The organism is Pseudomonas sp. HMSC066A08 (genome assembly GCF_001813025.1).
GTDB classification, from domain to species: Bacteria; Pseudomonadota; Gammaproteobacteria; order Pseudomonadales; family Pseudomonadaceae; genus Pseudomonas; species Pseudomonas aeruginosa.
The window spans coordinates 489,599-507,540 of the sequence record NZ_KV811305.1 but is presented as its reverse complement, the minus strand read 5'-3'; the positions used below and the strand labels follow the sequence as shown (position 1 = coordinate 507,540).

17 protein-coding genes, 1 tRNA gene and 2 pseudogenes are annotated in these 17,942 nt (G+C 56.3%); 8 read left to right on the top strand and 12 right to left on the bottom strand.

Annotation, left to right across the window (positions count from 1 at the left end; genetic code table 11):
* Positions 1–448 precede the first annotated feature (448 nt).
* From HMPREF2886_RS33515 to HMPREF2886_RS35040, 5 genes and pseudogenes are all read left to right on the top strand, one after another.
* Positions 449–1,759, top strand: coding sequence for an N-6 DNA methylase (locus tag HMPREF2886_RS33515; RefSeq protein WP_083318577.1), 1,311 nt, complete (start codon positions 449–451; stop codon positions 1,757–1,759).
* Between the two features lie 12 nt (positions 1,760–1,771).
* Positions 1,772–3,835, top strand: a complete 2,064-nt coding sequence (locus tag HMPREF2886_RS18775; RefSeq protein WP_128688709.1) for a sensor histidine kinase — start codon at positions 1,772–1,774, stop codon at positions 3,833–3,835.
* 1 nt (position 3,836) lies between these two features.
* Positions 3,837–4,520, top strand: a complete 684-nt coding sequence (locus tag HMPREF2886_RS34320) for a hypothetical protein (RefSeq protein WP_128688710.1) — start codon at positions 3,837–3,839, stop codon at positions 4,518–4,520.
* Positions 4,520–5,533, top strand: a complete 1,014-nt coding sequence (locus HMPREF2886_RS33510; RefSeq protein WP_168172025.1) for a ComEC/Rec2 family competence protein — start codon at positions 4,520–4,522, stop codon at positions 5,531–5,533. The genes HMPREF2886_RS34320 and HMPREF2886_RS33510 overlap by 1 nt, the downstream gene beginning before the upstream one ends.
* 585 nt (positions 5,534–6,118) lie before the next feature.
* Positions 6,119–6,256: pseudogene (locus HMPREF2886_RS35040) on the top strand (DNA-binding protein); the annotation flags it as partial.
* Positions 6,257–6,291: 35 nt separating this feature from the next.
* On the opposite strand, the gene HMPREF2886_RS18760 reads toward HMPREF2886_RS35040, so the two are convergent.
* Positions 6,292–7,414 (bottom strand): IS3 family transposase gene (locus tag HMPREF2886_RS18760; protein ID WP_218189073.1). Its coding sequence is split into 2 segments (ribosomal slippage): positions 6,292–7,174 and positions 7,173–7,414, totalling 1,125 coding nucleotides; the frame shifts between segments, so codons are not numbered across the junction.
* Positions 7,415–7,468: 54 nt separating this feature from the next.
* Here HMPREF2886_RS18760 and HMPREF2886_RS18750 point away from each other — a divergent pair.
* Positions 7,469–8,203: pseudogene (locus HMPREF2886_RS18750) on the top strand (tyrosine-type recombinase/integrase); the annotation flags it as partial.
* A gap of 64 nt (positions 8,204–8,267) precedes the next feature.
* On the opposite strand, the gene HMPREF2886_RS34305 reads toward HMPREF2886_RS18750, so the two are convergent.
* From HMPREF2886_RS34305 to HMPREF2886_RS18700, 11 genes are all read right to left on the bottom strand, one after another.
* Positions 8,268–8,603: a hypothetical protein gene (locus HMPREF2886_RS34305; RefSeq protein WP_128688712.1), complete on the bottom strand. Its 336-nt coding sequence runs from the start codon at positions 8,601–8,603 to the stop codon at positions 8,268–8,270.
* A tRNA-Pro gene (locus HMPREF2886_RS18745) sits at positions 8,578–8,654 on the bottom strand. The genes HMPREF2886_RS34305 and HMPREF2886_RS18745 overlap by 26 nt, the downstream gene beginning before the upstream one ends.
* An 88-nt stretch (positions 8,655–8,742) precedes the next feature.
* The gene (locus tag HMPREF2886_RS18740) at positions 8,743–9,099 is read right to left on the bottom strand and encodes a MerR family transcriptional regulator (protein WP_003090655.1); all 357 of its coding nucleotides are present in this window, start codon (positions 9,097–9,099) and stop codon (positions 8,743–8,745) included.
* On the bottom strand, positions 9,080–9,382 hold the full coding sequence (gene ihfA, locus HMPREF2886_RS18735) for an integration host factor subunit alpha (protein ID WP_003090661.1): 303 nt from the start codon (positions 9,380–9,382) through the stop codon (positions 9,080–9,082). The genes HMPREF2886_RS18740 and ihfA overlap by 20 nt, the downstream gene beginning before the upstream one ends.
* A 3-nt stretch (positions 9,383–9,385) precedes the next feature.
* Positions 9,386–11,764 carry a phenylalanine--tRNA ligase subunit beta gene (gene pheT, locus HMPREF2886_RS18730; RefSeq protein WP_070748029.1) on the bottom strand — a complete coding sequence of 793 codons (2,379 nt, stop codon included), beginning with the start codon at positions 11,762–11,764 and terminating at the stop codon, positions 9,386–9,388.
* A gap of 34 nt (positions 11,765–11,798) precedes the next feature.
* Complete coding sequence (gene pheS / locus HMPREF2886_RS18725) at positions 11,799–12,815, bottom strand: phenylalanine--tRNA ligase subunit alpha (protein ID WP_003090666.1); 1,017 nt, start codon at positions 12,813–12,815, stop codon at positions 11,799–11,801.
* A gap of 97 nt (positions 12,816–12,912) precedes the next feature.
* Positions 12,913–13,269 carry a 50S ribosomal protein L20 gene (gene rplT / locus HMPREF2886_RS18720; RefSeq protein WP_003099086.1) on the bottom strand — a complete coding sequence of 119 codons (357 nt, stop codon included), beginning with the start codon at positions 13,267–13,269 and terminating at the stop codon, positions 12,913–12,915.
* Positions 13,270–13,292: 23 nt separating this feature from the next.
* Positions 13,293–13,487: a 50S ribosomal protein L35 gene (gene rpmI, locus HMPREF2886_RS18715; RefSeq protein WP_003090673.1), complete on the bottom strand. Its 195-nt coding sequence runs from the start codon at positions 13,485–13,487 to the stop codon at positions 13,293–13,295.
* A 61-nt stretch (positions 13,488–13,548) separates the two neighbouring features.
* Positions 13,549–14,100 (bottom strand): translation initiation factor IF-3, encoded by a 552-nt coding sequence (infC, locus tag HMPREF2886_RS18710; RefSeq protein ID WP_003119938.1) that lies wholly within the window; start codon positions 14,098–14,100, stop codon positions 13,549–13,551.
* Positions 14,100–16,022, bottom strand: coding sequence for a threonine--tRNA ligase (gene thrS, locus HMPREF2886_RS18705; protein ID WP_003090677.1), 1,923 nt, complete (start codon positions 16,020–16,022; stop codon positions 14,100–14,102). The genes infC and thrS overlap by 1 nt, the downstream gene beginning before the upstream one ends.
* 249 nt (positions 16,023–16,271) lie before the next feature.
* Complete coding sequence (locus tag HMPREF2886_RS18700; protein WP_070748027.1) at positions 16,272–17,135, bottom strand: alpha/beta fold hydrolase; 864 nt, start codon at positions 17,133–17,135, stop codon at positions 16,272–16,274.
* A gap of 191 nt (positions 17,136–17,326) precedes the next feature.
* Between HMPREF2886_RS18700 and HMPREF2886_RS18695 the strand changes: the two genes are divergently transcribed.
* Both HMPREF2886_RS18695 and HMPREF2886_RS18690 read left to right on the top strand, forming a co-directional pair.
* Positions 17,327–17,653 carry a hypothetical protein gene (locus HMPREF2886_RS18695; protein ID WP_070748025.1) on the top strand — a complete coding sequence of 109 codons (327 nt, stop codon included), beginning with the start codon at positions 17,327–17,329 and terminating at the stop codon, positions 17,651–17,653.
* Between the two features lie 84 nt (positions 17,654–17,737).
* Positions 17,738–17,914, top strand: coding sequence for a hypothetical protein (locus HMPREF2886_RS18690; protein ID WP_033973315.1), 177 nt, complete (start codon positions 17,738–17,740; stop codon positions 17,912–17,914).
* Positions 17,915–17,942 lie beyond the last annotated feature (28 nt).

Sequence of the window (17,942 nt, the reverse complement as noted above, 5' to 3'; positions counted from 1 at the left end):
ACTCAGTATTGGATCGCACGAACGCTATGCTGACCTATGCCGGCTATTCCACCATGCTTACTCGGCTACCCACCCGTCGCTTAGTCGTCGAATCTGAAGTGAATCGTGCGAAGCGCTGGCGCAGAACATCCGCCCTAGAGGCTGGCTGGCCCAAAATTTGGCCGAAGGGCTCGCAGTCGAAACGCGCAGCTCATATAGTGATGCACAGAAGCAGAGCGACAACGCAAGGCTGGCTGTGAGGGCACGATACCAGAAATCTATCGAAATCAATGAGGGGCTGATGAGAAGAAATGCCGACAAGATCAGATGCCCCATAACTTTGAGAGCCCTCTAAAGAACACGCAACAACAGAATTAAACTATATATTTACCTCAAATACCGCGAGAAATGCTTTGAAGTGGCAACCAGGATCAACATTGGAAAATAGACTCAGAGCAAGAGTTTGAATATGAACACTTTGATAAAGCCTGAACTTGCGGACCGCCCTGAGTATTACCTATATACCAACGAGCTCGCCAATCTACTTCTAAACTCTTTGCGATGCGAGAAAGTTATACAAAGGCATCTTATAAGCGAAGCCAGTCTCGCAGCTGAAAGACTAATACCACAGGCAGAGCGGTCAAAACATGGGATATTCTTCACTCCCGATAAAATCGTAGAAAACTTGGTAAATTCCCTCCAGCCCGAAATTAGCGCAGGGAAAAAATTCTTTGACCCAGCATGTGGAGCAGGCAACCTGCTACTGGGAATTGCGAGAGAAACTCCAATTGGATCTGACCTCGACGAAACGATAAGTTTATGGAGCCAGAGATTTGGCGGTTGCGACTTAAGTTCATCCTTTGTAGAAGCCGCCAAACTCAGATTGATTTTTCTCGCCGCTTACAAGCATGGTCTTCCTGAGCTCTCAGAGGGTCATTTAACCAGCCTCCTAAATAGATTTTCAAATTTCCATGTTGGAGATTATCTGAAAGGAGCGCATGGCGGAAACTTTGATTGCATAATAGCCAACCCTCCCTTTTCCCATGTACAGGTGGAAAAAGAGTGCAATTGGAGCTCTGGCCGGACTCAACTCGCGGCAATATTTATCGCAAAAATTATCCAAATTTCGCGACCGGGCCAACGGGTAGTTGCCGTTTTGCCTGATGTATTGCGAAGTGGCAGTCGGTACGATAAGTGGCGGACATTTATAGAAGAAAATTCGAAACAAGGAGCATCGTACCTCCTCGGCCGCTTCGCAGCTGATGTAGATGTTGACGTATTTATTTTGGATTTCATTAAAACTAACCAGTCTGGCTCGCCTGAAAAAATCAATTGGATCCCTCAAAGACCCCATACAGGAGAGCATGTCAAGCTAGGTGATCTTTACGACGTGTGTGTAGGCCCAGTCGTTCCTTTTAGATTATCTGGACGCGGGAATTTCTCCCCCTATATAACCGCAAAAAATTGCCCGCAATTTGGGGAAGTCTCCAAGTCAGCTAAAATTCGTTTCGATGGGCGAAAAATAGAACCACCATTTGTTGTTATTCGACGGACATCTAACCCTTCTGACAAAAATCGCTTAATCACAACACTTATAAACTGCACCGAGCCCGTCGCAGTGGAAAATCATTTAATTGTTATGCGCCCCAAAGACGGTCGAATCGAAAGCTGCAAAAGGCTAATAGATCTACTAGCACAGCCTGACGCTACAGCACAGATGAACGAAAAAATACGCTGCCGGCATTTGACCGTAAGATCTATCAAGGAAATGGAGTTTTGATAGGAGAAGACTTTGAGCGAAGTTCACTTTAGATTTTCGCCTAATATATTGGTTCGCCTTGGCGAGGAATTAAACCAAGGCATGGATCAAAGCATACTCGAGTTAATTAAAAACTCTTACGATGCTGACGCAAAACTGTGCACGGTAGAACTACGAAACACAGCATCTCCCGGCGGAGATATTATTGTAACGGACAATGGAAATGGTATGTCCGCTGACAATATACGTGATTCCTGGCTGGTATTAGGAAAGTCCTCAAAGAACCATCACCAACTTACAGGTCTTGGTAGAACCCCATCTGGCAGTAAAGGTCTAGGAAGGCTAGCTGCTCTCCGGATGGGTCGATCTGTAAGATTGGAGTCAAAACTGAAAGACGAGCCGCAGAGCAATGTATTATCCGTCGAGTGGGATAAATTCGATCAAGCGACGACTGTAGAAGACGTTAAGCTGACCATCACGCCACAGGACACCGCTCGAAAGCAAGGTACCCTAACGCATTTGAGCAACCTACGCTCTGCAATAAGGCCTGACGAGCTCGGGAAACTAGCTAGAGCTGTTTTGCTTCTGACAGACCCCTTCGATGACAAAGAGTCTGGATTTAAGGTTGACGTTAAGGCCCCTGAATTCCAACAGTTCGAAAAGCTTATGGGTCGAAAATACTTCGACTCTTGTGAATACCACCTTATTGCCAAGCTATCTGACGACGGATATGCATCGGCAAAAATCGTTGATTGGCAAGGTCAAGAACTCCACTCCGGGGAACATGACAGCATTCGAAACAAAAAGAATTCCCCAAAATATAAAGCCCCAAGTAGCTCCTTCGATTTCTGGGCATTCTTATTAAAACGAGAAAGCTTTACTTCAGGCCAAGGCGTTAACTTAAATGATGTTAAAGATTGGCTCAGGCACTTTGGCGGAGTTCACGTTTACCAAGATGGTGTAAGAGTATCGCCTTATGGTAGTCCCGGAGATGATTGGCTAGGCATTAACTTGGTGCGCACCCAAAATCCAGAGGAGCGGCCAAGCACCAACAACTCCATAGGAAGATTAACATTAAGCAACAAAGGAAAACACCAACTAACGCAAAAGACTGACCGCTCCGGATTTATTGAGGATGATGTATTTCTTCAGCTAAAGGAGTTTGCGACTGAGGCGTTAAGCTGGATGGCCCGCTGGCGATTAGAACAGGCTGAGAAGCGTAGGGGAAGTGAAAGACAAGAAGCCCCGAAAGCTGCCAAGGAAGAGAAGAAAAAATTCCAGGAAGCTCTTGCTGAAGCTCCCGCTCAGCTAAGGCAGCGCCTAACTATAGCCTTTAATAAATATGAGAAATCCAGAGATAAAGAGGCTGACACCTTAAGAAAGGAAGTTCAGCTCTATCGCACACTGAGCACAGCAGGTATAACCGCTGCGACCTTCGCACATGATTCGCACGGAAACCCTCTTAAAGTAATAGAGCTTTCGATCAATACTATTGACTCTCGGGCAAACAGAATAGAAGCTGAAACGGATCGGTTATTCATCCGAAGAGTTACATCAAGAATCCGCACTGCACTAGATGCGCTCTCTATACTTGGAGTAGCAACACTGAGCCTAGTGCGCGCCAACAAAAGAAGAGTTGGTCGAGTCGAAGTCAACTACGTAATAAACCAAGTCAATCAATTAATGATGCCATTTCTTGCTGCTCGCGACACAACGCTAGATCTAAAACTATGTTCAGAAAAACCATATCTACGTTGTTCCGAGGCTGCAATTGAGTCCATCGTAACTAACCTTCTAAACAATTCACTAGCTGCATTTAGAAGAGATGGAACCATTAATAGGGTCATTGAAATATCCACCCGAGTTGAATCAGGATTTTGTTTTATCGTAGTATCTGACTCTGGCCCCGGGATCACTCATCAAAATATTAATGAGATCTGGCTTCCAGGGGTTACATCGAACCTTGATGGGACAGGGTTAGGTTTGACTATTGTCAGAGATACGGCAAAGGATTTGGGCGGCTCCGCATCAGCAGAAAGTCATGGAGAACTCGGCGGAGCTGAATTTACAGTGAAGTTTCCAATACTGGGTTGCTAGTATGCATGCCTTAAATATTCATGATAGAAGCGTCTCTAGAATTTTCCTGGTAGATGACAACCCCAGCATCCGAGAAAGTTATGATGACGCCATTTATGACTTAGGCGTTAAGACTGAGGAAGTCAAGTCAGTTTCCAACATTATTGATCTTTTCAACAACGTTGGTACAAGCGATGGCTTTATATGCGACTTCCATTTAACCACATCGAAATATTCGACTGTAAATGGCGATGTTATTGTATCCGGACTATATCAGCGGGGTGTCCCAGCAGTTCTCTGCTCTCGTGATGCGGAAACTGCTCACTCAGTCCGTCGCTTCAGACACGCAATTCCGAGAATTTTGACTGCGCGAGACCTTAACGCCGATTCCGTTGTTGAAGCTTTTAGCGAATGCATTAAAGAGTTCGCCGGAAACTATTCAAAAGACAGAAGACCCTGGGACACCTTAGTTAGATTTGAAGAACTAACCCAGTATGAAGGAGATATCGCCAGGGCATTAATAACTGTGCCAGGCTGGGATCCTCAGCAGACATTAGAGATAGAAATTGCTCGTCCTGATATGGACTTTTACGACGAGTTGATATCTGCACTATGCAATAAGGACCCATATCGTTGTAGAGCAAAAGTTAACCTAGACGCCAAGGATTTAGGCGACTTATACGTCAAGGAATGGGTGAGAGCTTAATGCACAATCTTTCTATTGTAGATGTCGGCCACGGAAACTGTGCTTTTATCACTTCAGACGGTAAAAATGTCGTCATTGATGCCGCTGCTCGAACACATCTTCTGCGCTACCTTGAAACAAACGGAGTAACTGAGATAGATGTAGTAGTAATATCTCACTCCGACGAAGACCACATTGGAGGTCTAATCAACCTTCTTAGTAATCCTGGAATAAAGGTAAAGCAGCTTGTAATTAATCAAGACTCGACGAAGGGGTCGGCGCTTTGGGCCGATGTCCGAGCACTAGTTGACGGCCAGCTCTATCAGGGAAAGCTCACAGTTTGGACTGGGGTATATGCTGGCGGTCAAAATCAAGCTTGGACCAACGTCACTGATCGCCTAGCTCTACAGATCTTATCTCCGACACTTTCTATGGGATTAGGTGGGCCCGGGGCTCCGTTACCAGGCGGAAGCAAGACTGTTACTTCGAATACCGCGAGTATCGTTATTAAAGTAGTTTTCGATGGTCGCGCTGTAGCGCTTTTCACTGGGGATATGGATGAAATTGCACTTTCCGACATTGTGCGAATTGGAATAGAAATGGATGCAAGGTGTCTAGTCTTTCCTCACCACGGTGGTCTTCCCGGGCAATGTGACCCCGAAAAATTCACACAGGACATATTGAAATTAGTCAATCCTGACATCGTTGTTTTCTCCAATGGCCGAATGCGACATAGTAATCCAAGAAAAGAAATTATAGACGCAATTAAGAAAGGGCGTCCCAGCACGTATATCGCCTGCACCCAACTTTCAAAAGCCTGTTGTTCCTCTGCGGTTGCAAGTCGTGGATACACCCCAAAATCTTATTCAGCTGGGGTCGAGATAGATGGATATTGCGCAGGGAGCTTCGATATCGATTTAGAAAGCTGCTTGGCACAGGAGGAGCAGATCAGTGCCCATAGGAATTTTGTAAATGGGCTACCTGAGGCAATGTGCCAAAACATTGAGGGCATTATCGCGAAGAGTAGTAATTAATAGAATTCGACCCGAGGTTCCTGACCTTGGGTCGTTAATAAACGTCAAAATTACTTCAATCACTCGGGCAGTCGATACCCTACCAGTAGCAGCGGCTAAAAGATTTTTACCAAGGAAAAATTCTGAGTCAATTCAAAAATTTTTTGGCTATACCTCTTCCCGGCAACGAATAAAGCTTAAATCCCTCAATTGGTCAACTTTCGGGCAAACCAACGCCTAGATACTTTTTTAGTTACTTCTATCCCGCGTATTGATCGACCAATTTTCTATCTGCCTCTTCATACTCAGGGCTGATCTCTCCATTAGCCGGATCGATTCTTCCCGTACGTAACCAGAGGGAGTATTGAGGGTAGTGCTCCGCAATTAAATCCAACTCATTCGTACGAAGATTTGCCCTCTTATCGTAACGGGTGGTCTTACATCTCTCTTCCTTTATGTCTGTGACAAGGCCCACCTCACGGCGCCCCATCTTAGACATAAACAATCTAAATCTATCCTGCGTTAATTTCATATTAATCTAAATAGCTCTATGTTGAAATATTCCACATTGAAGTACGTAGCCGGCTTTGATTATAGGGGGTTCGCATGGAAGATTCTGGAATAGTGGGGTTCACCGTCACGGGTGCGATGGAAAAGGTCACGGACTTCCGCACCGCTCCGTTCTGCTCTCAGGCAATCTTCGCTCAGATGCTGGGCCTGGAGGACATCACGGAAGACGTGGTGTGGACTACCCCCGCTCCGGTAGACATTTCCCAGCCTCATAACGAGGCGCTTTCAAAGGCCTCGGGACTGACGCCACCCAGATGACTGTGGCGCCGGGTTCGGTTGTAGAAGACCTCGATGTAGTCAAAAATATCGGCCCGGGCCATGTCTCGGGTTTTGTAGATGCGTTTGCGGATACGTTCTTTCTTCAAACTACTGAAGAAGGATTCCACCACGGCATTATCCCAACAATTGCCGCGCCGGCTCATGCTGGGCTCTAGGTTGTTGGCAGCACAGAAGCGCTTCCAGTCGTCACTACCGTATTGACTGCCCTGATCGGAATGCACGATGACGCGTGCCTTTGGTTTGCGCCGCCAGAGCGCCATAAGCAGGGCATCCAGAGCCAGCTCACGGGCCAACGTTGGTTTCATCGACCAGCCAACCACCTTGCGTGCGTACAGGTCTACCACCACCGCCAGATACAGCCAGCCCTGCCAGGTGCGAATGTAGGTAATGTCGGTCACCCAAGCTTTGTTGGGAGCATCGACGGTGAACTCTCGATTGAGATGATTGGGGGCAATAATCGAAGGCCGACCGGCAATTGGGCGGGGTGCCTTGTAACCCCGCAATGCCTTGATCTTGTGGGCCCGCATCAAACGGGCAACACGATTTTTGCCACAGCTCTCACCAGCCTCCCGCAGGTCGCCAAAGACTCGGCGCGCACCATAAACACCACGACTGGCCGCGTAGGAGTCGCGGATCAGTTGCAGCAACCGGTTATTTTCCCGCTCGCGATCAGAAACGGGCTTGTGCAGCCACTGATAGAACCCGGCACGAGCAATTCGCAGCACCTGACACATCTTGGTAATTGCGTGCTGGTGGCGATGCTCGTTCACGAATCGGTACTTCACTCGGGCTCCCTGGCAAAGTACCGCGCGGCTTTTTTAGGATGTCCCGCTCTTCTTCCAGACGCCGCACCTGGGCTCGCAGCCGCAAGATTTCACTCTTGGCTTCGAGTAATTCGCTGGCCTGTTTCTCCGACTTATTGGGGGTGACGGCTTTTACCCATTTGTAGAGGCTGTGAGTAGAGACGACGAGGCGCGCGGCGATTTCCGCGACTGTGTATCCGCGCTTGATGACCTGCCTGACGGCTTCGGCCTTGAATTCCGGTGTGAACATGGACTTCCTCCTATGCTCAAAGCATAGGCCGGGAATGTCTATCGTACCGGGGGTAGTCCATCCACCTTAAGTCAGTGTCCACTCAGCCCAGGACAGACCACTCTGCTTATCGATATCTTCAACTATGCCGCCGCCAAAGGGCTATGTCCGGATAACCCTGCAGCTGGGATTATTCCCAGGATCGAAAAGAAGCAGCGCAAGCGCCACACCGGGGAAGGACTCAAGGCGATCAGAGAGAAGTCCCCAACCTGGCTGCAGAATGCGATTGATCTTGCGCTGATCACTGGCCAGAGGCGATCAGACATCTTGTCGATGAAATTCGACGATATCCGGGACGGGTTTCTCTACCTCATCCAGCAGAAGACAGCCAAAGTATCGGATGCGGCCTGGATCCGTTTCCAAGTTACCCCTGAGCTTCAGGATGTACTGGATCGGTGTAACGATGGCATCCCCTCCCCCTTCCTGATCCATCGGCGACCGGATCGGAAACTGGGGCTTGCTGACCGAAAGGAGCATTGGACGAAGATCGATGAGCGTTATCTGTCCAGAGCATTCAAGGAAGCGCGGGAGGCTGCAGCCTGCTATTCAGGATGGAAAGACGAAGAGATGCCGGGCTTCCATGAGATCAGAGCCCTCTCGCTGCATCTGTATAAGAAGGCCGGGAAAGATGGCCAAAAGATCGCTGGGCATGCCAGCGCGGAGATGACGAAGAACTATCTGCGAGACCACACGGATGTGGTCTGGTCAGATGCGATTCCTGATCTGGATATCAGCCAGATCAGTAGCTAATGGTGCGGAGGCAGGGAATCAAACCCTGCAGTGTACCTCTTGGGTAGGCATGACAGCTCTTTCTCTAAGCCAACTCTCGATCGGGGGCATGTTCACCGTCAGGTCTCCGCAGGGACACTACACACACCAGAACGCTTTTAATTGCATTGCTCAGTTTTACCATGACAAATACCTCCAGATGGAATTGAAGTTGAACAACAAACCAACCGAAGACCTTGACGGATACCCCGAGCGAGATGGTCAAAGAGAACGCCAGCCACACCTTTATTGCCAAGCCGGTGTGAAATAGTTTTGCGCGTATTTTGCGCCTGTTTTGCACAACCACTAAACGAAACGGCCCAAACACTGTAAGTATTTGAGCCGCTTCAAGAATTTGGTCGGGACGGAGTGATTCGAACACTCGACCCCTTGCACCCCATGCAAGTGCGCTACCAGGCTGCGCTACGCCCCGACTGTACTTCCGAGCTCAGTGGCTGTGCTTCCGAAGTGAGCCGCACTATATACTAAGCTTCTGATAAGTGGAAGTTTTTTTGCTTCCGTCACTTCTTCAGGACCAGCAGGACTTCTTCCAGCTCGGCGATCATCTGGCGAATGAGCTGCTTGTACTGGGTGACGTCGTCCTTGGCCTCGTCGCCGGAGAGGCGCTGGCGCGCCCCGCCGATGGTGAAGCCCTGGTCGTAGAGGAGCGCGCGGATCTGGCGGATCATCAGCACGTCCTGGCGCTGATAATAGCGGCGGTTTCCGCGGCGCTTCACCGGGTTGAGCTGCGGGAACTCCTGCTCCCAGTAGCGCAGCACGTGGGGCTTGACCGCGCACAAGTCGCTGACTTCGCCGATGGTGAAGTAGCGCTTGCCGGGAATCGGTGGCAGCTCGTCGTTATGACTTGGTTCCAGCATATGCCTCAACCCTGGCCTTCAGTTTCTGCCCTGGACGAAAGGTGACAACGCGGCGGGCCGTGATCGGGATTTCTTCGCCGGTCTTCGGGTTGCGACCGGGGCGCTGGCGCTTGTCGCGCAGGTCGAAGTTGCCGAAACCGGACAACTTGACCTGCTCGTTGTGCTCCAGCGCCTGGCGGATCTCTTCGAAGAACAGCTCCACCAACTCCTTGGCTTCCCGTTTGTTCAGGCCCAGCTCTTCGTACAGACGTTCCGCAATTTCAGCTTTCGTCAGAGCCCCCATACGCTATTTCCTTAACGTGGCATTGAACCTTTCTTCCAACGACGTGACGATGTTCTGCGTCGTGCTATTGACTTCATCGTCATTAAGAGTGCGCGATGGATGCTGCCAGGTCAAGCCGACGGCCAGGCTTTTTCTATGCGGATCAATGCCTTTACCGTGATACACATCAAACAGCCTGAGGTCCGTCAGCCATTCGCCGGCCGCCGCACGGATTTGTGTCAGGATGTCTTGTGCCGGCACGTCCTGGTCGACCAGCAGCGCCAGGTCGCGGCGCACTTCGGGGAAGCGCGACAGCTCGCGGAACTTCGGCAGGTGGCCGTCGACCACTTCGGCCAGCAGCAGCTCGAAGAGGAACACCGGCTGCTCGAGGTCGAGTTTCTTCGCCAGTTCCGGATGCAGCGCGCCCAGGTAGCCGACCAGCCGCCCTTCCCGCTCGATGCGCGCGGTCTGCCCCGGGTGTAGCGCCGGGTGCTCGCCGGGCACGAAGCTGAAGTCGCCGAGGGCACCGGCACTGGCCAGCACTGCCTCGACATCGGCCTTGGCGTCGAAGAAGTCCACGCCGTCACGGCCGTTGGCCCAGCCTTCCGGCAGGCGCTTGCCGCAGATGGCGCCGGCGAGCATGGCTTCCTGCTTCAGGCCTTCCAGTTGACCGACGAAGCGCAGGCCGCTTTCGAACAGGCGGACCCGCGACTGCTGGCGGTTGAGATTGTGCTGCAGCGCCTTGACCAGGCCCGGCCAGAGGCTGGAACGCATCGCCGCCATGTCGGCGGAGATCGGGTTGGCCAGGGTCAGCGGCTGGGTACCCGGATCGAACAGTTCGAACAGGGCCGGATCGATGAAGCTGAAGGTGATCGCTTCCTGGTAGCCACGAGCGACCAGCAGGCGCCGCAGCAGCGGCAGCGCGGCGCGCGCTTCCGGCTTGTTGTTCGGCGCCAGGCGCGCCTGCGGGTAGCGCACCGGCAGGCGGTTGTAGCCGTAGAGACGGGCCAGTTCCTCGATCAGGTCGACTTCCAGGGAAATGTCGAAGCGATGGCTCGGAACGCCGACCGACCACTGCCCTTCCCCATCGGCCACCACAGTCAGTTCCAGGGCTTGCAGCAGGCGCACGATCTCGGTGGCGTCCAGCGGCATGCCGAGCATCTGGGTCACACGCTCGGCGCGCAGGGTGATCGGCGCGACCTTCGGCAGGTGCGCTTCGCTGACCCGCTCGACGACCGGCCCCGGCTCGCCGCCGACGATGTCGAGGATCAGGCGCGTCGCGCGCTCCATGGCCTTGCGCGCCAGCTGGCTGTCGACGCCGCGCTCGAAGCGGTGCGAGGAGTCGGTGTGCAGGCCATAGGAGCGGGCCTTGCCGGCCAGGGCGATGGTGTCGAAGAACGCAGCTTCGAGGAACAGGTCGCGGGTGCTGTCGCTGACGCCGCTGTGCTCGCCACCCATCACCCCGGCGATGGCCAGGGCGCGCTGGTGGTCGGCGATCACCAGGGTGTCGGCGCGCAGGGTGATTTCCTGGCCGTCGAGCAGGACCAGCTTCTCGCCGTCCTCGGCCATGCGCACGCGCACGCCGCCGTTGATCTCGGCAAGGTCGAAGGCGTGCATCGGCTGACCCAGTTCGATCATCACGTAGTTGGTGACGTCGACCACCGGGTCGATGCTGCGGATGTCGGAACGGCGCAGGCGCTCGACCATCCACAACGGGGTCGGCCGGCTCAGGTCGACGTTGCGGATCACCCGACCGAGGTAGCGTGGGCAGGCAGCCGGCGCGGCGAGCTCGACCGGACGGATCTCGTCGTGCTGCGCGGCGACCGCATCCACCGCCACCGGCGCCAGCGGGACGTCGTAGATGGCGCTGACTTCGCGGGCCAGGCCGGCGAGCGACAGGCAGTCACCGCGGTTCGGGGTCAGGCCGACCTCGATGGTGTAGTCGTCCAGCTCCAGGTAGGTGCGGACGTCCTGGCCGACCGGCGCGTCGGCCGGCAGCTCGAGCAGACCGGCGTTCTCTTCGCTGATCTGCAATTCCTTGGCCGAGCAGAGCATGCCGAAGGACTCGACGCCACGCAGCTTGGCTTTCTTGATCTTGAAGTCGCCCGGCAGTTCGGCGCCGATCATGGCGAAGGGAATCTTCAGGCCCGCGCGCACGTTGGGCGCACCGCAGACGACCTGGAAGGTCTCGCTGCCGTTGCTGACCTGGCAGACGCGCAGCTTGTCGGCGTCCGGATGCTGTTCGGTCGAGAGCACCTCGCCGACCACCACGCCGCTGAAGGCGCCGGCGACCGGCAGGTCGGCGTCGACCTCGAGGCCGACCATGGACAGGCGAGCGACCAGCTCGTCATGGGAAACCTGCGGATTTGCCCAGCTCCGCAGCCACTTTTCACTGAATTTCATCCTGTTCTCCTAAGGAATCCGGTTGCGTTCTGGCCTAGCGGAATTGTCCGAGGAAGCGCAGATCGTTATCGAAGAACAGACGCAGGTCGTTCACCCCGTAGCGCAGCATGGCCAGGCGCTCGGCGCCCATGCCGAAGGCGAAGCCCTGGAATTTCTCGGGATCGATGTTGGACATGCGCAGCACGTTCGGGTGCACCATGCCGCAACCCATGACTTCCAGCCAGCCGGTCTGCTTGCATACGCGGCAGCCGTTGCCGCTGCAGATCACGCACTGGATGTCCACTTCGGCCGAGGGCTCGGTGAAGGGGAAGAAGGACGGACGGAAGCGCACTTCGAGCTGCTTCTCGAAGAAGGCGCGGAGGAATTCCTCGATGGTGCCCTTGAGGTCGGCGAAGCTGACGCCCTCGTCCACCAGCAGGCCTTCCACCTGGTGGAACATCGGCGAGTGGGTCAGGTCGGAGTCGCAGCGGTAGACGCGCCCCGGGCAGACAATGCGGATCGGCGGCTGCTGGGACTCCATGGTCCGCACCTGCACCGGTGAAGTGTGGGTACGCAGCAGCATGTTCGCATTGAAATAGAAAGTGTCGTGCATGGCACGCGCCGGGTGGTGGCCCGGAATGTTGAGCGCTTCGAAGTTGTGGTAGTCGTCTTCGACTTCCGGGCCTTCGGCGACTTCGTAGCCGATGCGGCTGAAGCACTGCTCGATGCGCTCCAGCGTGCGAGTGACCGGATGCAGGCCGCCGCTCAGTTGGCCACGACCAGGCAGGGTGACATCGATGCGCTCCGCGGCCAGCCGGGCGGCCAGCGCGGCCCCTTCCAGCTCGGTCTTACGCGCGTTCAGCGCATCCTGGACCTTTTCCTTGGCCACGTTGATCAGCGCACCGACCTTCGGCCGCTCTTCGGCCGGCAGGTCGCCCAGGGTCTTCATCACCTGGGTCAGTTCGCCTTTCTTGCCGAGGTAGTGAACCCGGATCTGCTCCAGGGCATTGACGTCTTCGGTGTGTCGCACAGCCTCCAATGCTTGAGAGACCAGCGCATCCAGGTTTTCCATGTATGGACTCCAGATACAAAATAGGGGAAGAGCGGTAAGGCTCTTCCCCTATCGGTGACGTTACGTCCGGACCGAGGTCCGGTGATTGTCGTAGGGCTTAAGCCAAGCTTGCCTTCGCTTTCTCGACAATCGCGGTAAACGCCGCTTTTTCGTTCACTGCCAGATCGGCCAGGACTTTACGGTCGATCTCGATGGCCGCCTTTTTCAGGCCGGCGATCAGGCGGCTGTAGGACAGACCGTTCTGACGAGCACCAGCGTTGATACGGGCGATCCACAGTGCGCGGAACTGACGCTTGCGCTGACGACGGTCACGGTAGGCGTATTGGCCAGCCTTGATCACCGCCTGCTTGGCAACGCGGAACACGCGCGAGCGTGCACCGTAGTAGCCCTTGGCGAGCTTCAGAATTTTCTTGTGACGACGACGGGCGATAACGCCACGCTTAACACGAGCCATGAATTAATCCTCTACCTTAATAATCAGCGCAGACGCAGGGAGCGTTCTACGCGCGCAACGTCAGACTTGTTCAGCATCGAGGTGCCGCGCAGTTGACGCTTACGCTTGGTGGTCATCTTGGTCAGGATGTGGCTCTTGAAGGCGTGCTTGTGCTTGAGGCCACCAGCAGTCTTCTTGAAGCGCTTGGCCGCGCCACTTTTGGTCTTCATCTTTGGCATGTTCGGATACTCCGCATTGAGTGATTACGCATAACCGCAAGGCCTGCCAGTGCCCTGGTGGTTACTTTTTCTTCTTGGGAGCGATGACCATCATCAGCTGGCGTCCTTCCAGCTTAGGATGCTGCTCGACGGTGCCGTACTCCACGAGGTCGGCTTCGACCCGCTTCAACAGCTCCATCCCCAGCTCCTGGTGAGCCATCTCACGGCCGCGGAATCGCAGGGATACCTTGGCCTTGTCCCCTTCACTAAGGAAACGTACCAGGTTGCGTAGTTTTACCTGGTAATCCCCTTCTTCCGTCCCTGGACGAAACTTGATTTCTTTGACCTGCGCCTGCTTCTGGTTCTTCTTGGCGACCGCAGCCTGTTTCTTCTTCTCGAACAGGTGCTTGCCGTAGTCCATGATGCGGCAGACAGGAGGCACCGCGTCGGCCGAAATCTCAACCAGGTCCAGCTTCGCCTCTTCGGCTAGGCGGATCGCCTCATCGATCGAAACAACACCAACCTGCTGGCCATCAGCTCCAATCAACCGTACCTCACGAGCCGAGATGTTCTCGTTGATCGGGGGTTTCGGTTGAGCTCGCTTATCCTGTCTCATTTCACGCTTAATAATGATTACTCCGAGTCTTGGCGACCACGCCGGGAAACCGCCTGTGCCAACAGCTCAGCGAACTGGGTGACGGGCATGGAGCCCAGGTCTTCCCCTTCGCGCGTACGCACCGCGACGGCCTTCGATTCAACTTCCCGATCTCCAATAACCAAGAGATAGGGAACCTTGAGCAAAGTATGCTCGCGGATTTTAAAGCCGATCTTCTCGTTTCTCAAGTCGGACTTGGCACGGAATCCGCTTTCCCCGAGGATCCGCACCACCTCGGCGGCGAAATCGGCCTGCTTGTCGGTGATATTCATCACCACTGCCTGGGTCGGCGCCAGCCAGGCCGGGAAGGCTCCGGCGTAGTGTTCGATGAGCATGCCGATGAAGCGCTCGAAGGACCCGAGGATCGCGCGGTGCAGCATCACCGGGCGCTTGCGGTTGTTGTCCTCGGCGATGTAGCTGGCGTCCAGGCGCTCCGGCAGGTTCGGGTCGTACTGCAGGGTGCCGCACTGCCAGTTACGGCCGAGGCAGTCCTTCAGGGTGAACTCGATCTTCGGCCCGTAGAACGCGCCCTCGCCCGGCTGGTACTCCCAGGCCAGGCCGGATTCGTTCAGCGCATCGGCCAGCGCGCCTTCGGCGCGATCCCACAGCTCGTCGGAACCGACGCGCTTGGCCGGACGGGTCGACAGCTTCATGGCGATGTCGGTGAAACCGAAGTCGCGATAGACCTGCAAGGTCAGCTTGATGAAATCGGCCGCTTCCTTCTTCACCTGCTCTTCGGTGCAGAAGATATGCGCGTCGTCCTGGGTGAAGCCGCGTACGCGCATGATCCCGTGCAGCGCGCCGGACGGCTCGTTGCGGTGGCAGGCGCCGAACTCGGCGAGGCGCAACGGCAGGTCGCGGTAGGACTTCAGGCCCTGGTTGAAGATCTGCACGTGGCACGGGCAGTTCATCGGCTTGACCGCGTAGTCGCGGCTTTCCGAGGAGGTGGTGAACATGTTCTCGGCGTAGTTCGACCAGTGGCCCGAACGCTCCCAGAGGATACGGTCGACCACCTGCGGGGTACGCACTTCGACATAGCCATGGTCGCGCTGGACCTTGCGCATGTACTGCTCGAGCACCTGGTAGACGCTCCAGCCATTCGGGTGCCAGAACACCATGCCCGGCGCTTCTTCCTGCAGGTGGAACAGGTCGAGCTGCTTACCGATGCGGCGATGGTCGCGCTTCTCGGCCTCTTCGATGCGCTGGATGTAGGCCGCCAGTTGCTTCTTGTCGGCCCAGGCGGTGCCGTAGATACGTTGCAGCTGCTCGTTCTTCGAGTCGCCGCGCCAGTAGGCGCCGGAAATCTTGGTCAGTTGGAACGCCTTGAGGAAGCGGGTGTTCGGCACGTGCGGGCCGCGGCACATGTCCACGTATTCCTCATGGAAGTACAGGCCCATGGCCTTCTCGTCCGGCATGTCGTCGATCAGGCGCAGCTTGTAGTCTTCGCCACGGGACTTGAACAGCTCGATGACCTCGGCGCGCGGGGTCATCTTCTTGATCACGTCGTAGTCCTTGTCGATCAGCTCGCGCATGCGCTGCTGGATCGCGGCCATGTCCTCGGGGGTGAAGGGGCGCTCGAAGAAGATGTCGTAGTAGAAGCCTTCCTCGATCACCGGGCCGATGACCATCTTCGCGGTCGGATAGAGCTGCTTGACCGCATGGCCGACCAGGTGGGCGCAGGAGTGGCGGATGATCTCCAGTCCTTCCTCGTCCTTGGGCGTGATGATCTGCAGGGTCGCATCGCGATCGATGGTGTCGCAGGCGTCGACCAGGCGGCCGTCGACCTTGCCGGCGAGGGTCGCCTTGGCCAGGCCCGCGCCGATGGATTGGGCCACCTCGGCCACGGAGACCGGGTGATCGAAGGAACGTTGACTGCCGTCGGGAAGAGTAATGATGGGCATGGCGCCTCCTCTCCTAGTGGTGACCCCTACCAAAGGCCACGTGGGTTGGGATGTGCCAGTAAGCGTCGCCCGCCGGGCCGGCCTGCCTCACAGTGGCAGGCGCCTTGCGGCACCCCTGCGCCGAAGCGCGCGGACGGAGATCACTGGGAATGGATACTGACGAAAAACGCCGGAGCTGATCCGGCGCGAAGCGCCCATGGTAAAGCATCCGCGGCGAGCTGACGAGCGGTCAGTTCGCCCGGCCTCGCTTCAGGACGTTTCCACGTCCGGCGCAACGCCATCGACGCGCGCCAGGAACTCCAGTACCGACCGGTTGAAAGCCGCCGGACGGGTGGCATTGAGGCCATGGGACGCGCCCTGGATGCGTTGCAGCTCGGCGCGCGGCAGGGCCGCCGCCAGCGCCTCGGCGGTGGCCGGGAATGGCAGAGGACTGCGTTCGCCATTGAGGATCAGGCTCGGCAGGTCGATCGAGCGCAGTTCCGACAGCGCCAGTGCCGGTGGCTGGTCGGCCACCTGCCCGACCAAGGTCATGGCGTTGTCCAGGGTCATTCGGCGGAACGTCGCCGACGAGCGTTTCCATACCCCGGCGCCGCTCACCGTATCGACGAACAGTTCCAGTCCTCGTTCCGCCTCGCCGCCACGGATCAATTCGAGCGCCTGGCGCCGGAACCGGTTGCGTTCCAATGGCTCCTCGGGCGCAGGCAGGCCGGCGTGGGCGTAGACCTCGGCGGCATAGTCGCCGCCGGGATCGGCCAGGCTCAGCGAACGCAGGGCGTCCGGAGCGGCCAGCGCGAGGCGCAACGCCAGGTTGCCGCCACGGGAATGGCCGAGCAGGTGTACCGGCTCGCCGAGCCGCTCGACCAGCGCCAGCAGGTCGGCGACGTGGCGGGCGCTGGTGAAGTCCGCACCCTGCCCGTCCCAGCGCTCGGGGTAGTAGTGACGCAGGCTCGGCACGATCAGCCGGTGGCGTTCGCCGAGGCTGCGCAACTGCCATTGCCAGTAGCGGTAGTCGCATAGCGAACCGTGGACCAGTAGCACCGGGGTGCCCTCGCCCAGGTCCTGATAGACCAGTTGATACCCATCCACCTCGAACGAGGCGAGTTCGCCACTCATGCACGCAACCCTTTCGGTTTCTTTTTCGACTCAGCGCGACGAACGGTGATCGGGCCCGCAGCCCGATGCACGGCATCGCCTGGAAAAGATGGATGTTAACGGCCTGAGGTCACGTCCCGTAATGACAAATAGGTCTAGGGCCGTCTCGCCCGCTGGACTAGGCTGGAAGTTCCCCTGCGGAGGTGACGCCGATGAATACGCCGATCTTCTACGAGCTATTCCGCAACCACCCGCTGCATGCCCCGTCCGCCCGGACACTGGCGAGCATGCTGGCCCTCAGCCTGGCGTTGGCCGGGGTATGGGCCCTGCTGCTGGGCTGGGGCATCGGCCTGGGCATCGACAACTTCGCCATGTACTTCGGCTGGACCGCCCTGCTCATGACCATCCTCCTGGTCGCACTGTTCCTCGGCGCCACGCTGTTGCGCATGGAGGCCATCTGGCTGGCTTTCCTGCTCGCCCTGCCCCTGCTGACCAGCCTGACCGGCTGCCTGGCCCTGGTCGGCGCCGGCCCCGAGTGACCGCGTTTCAGACCTTGGTCGAAGACCGATTGCAGTAATTCCCCTTCCCGCAGGGTCTATCCTTGGGTAAGAGGAGGACGAACCATGACTCCCGAATCCTTCGTCACATTGCTGATCGTCGCCTGGCTGGGCCTCGCCGGCGTCACCCTGTGGGCCTTCCTGCGCGTGCCGCGGCGGCGCGCACGCCTGCAACGCAAGGCACGGCAAGCCGAAGACCGGCATCCCGCGCGGCCGCCACAGCCTCTTGCGCAACGCAGCTGAAGCCGCCACGCCGACCTGTCACGGCAGG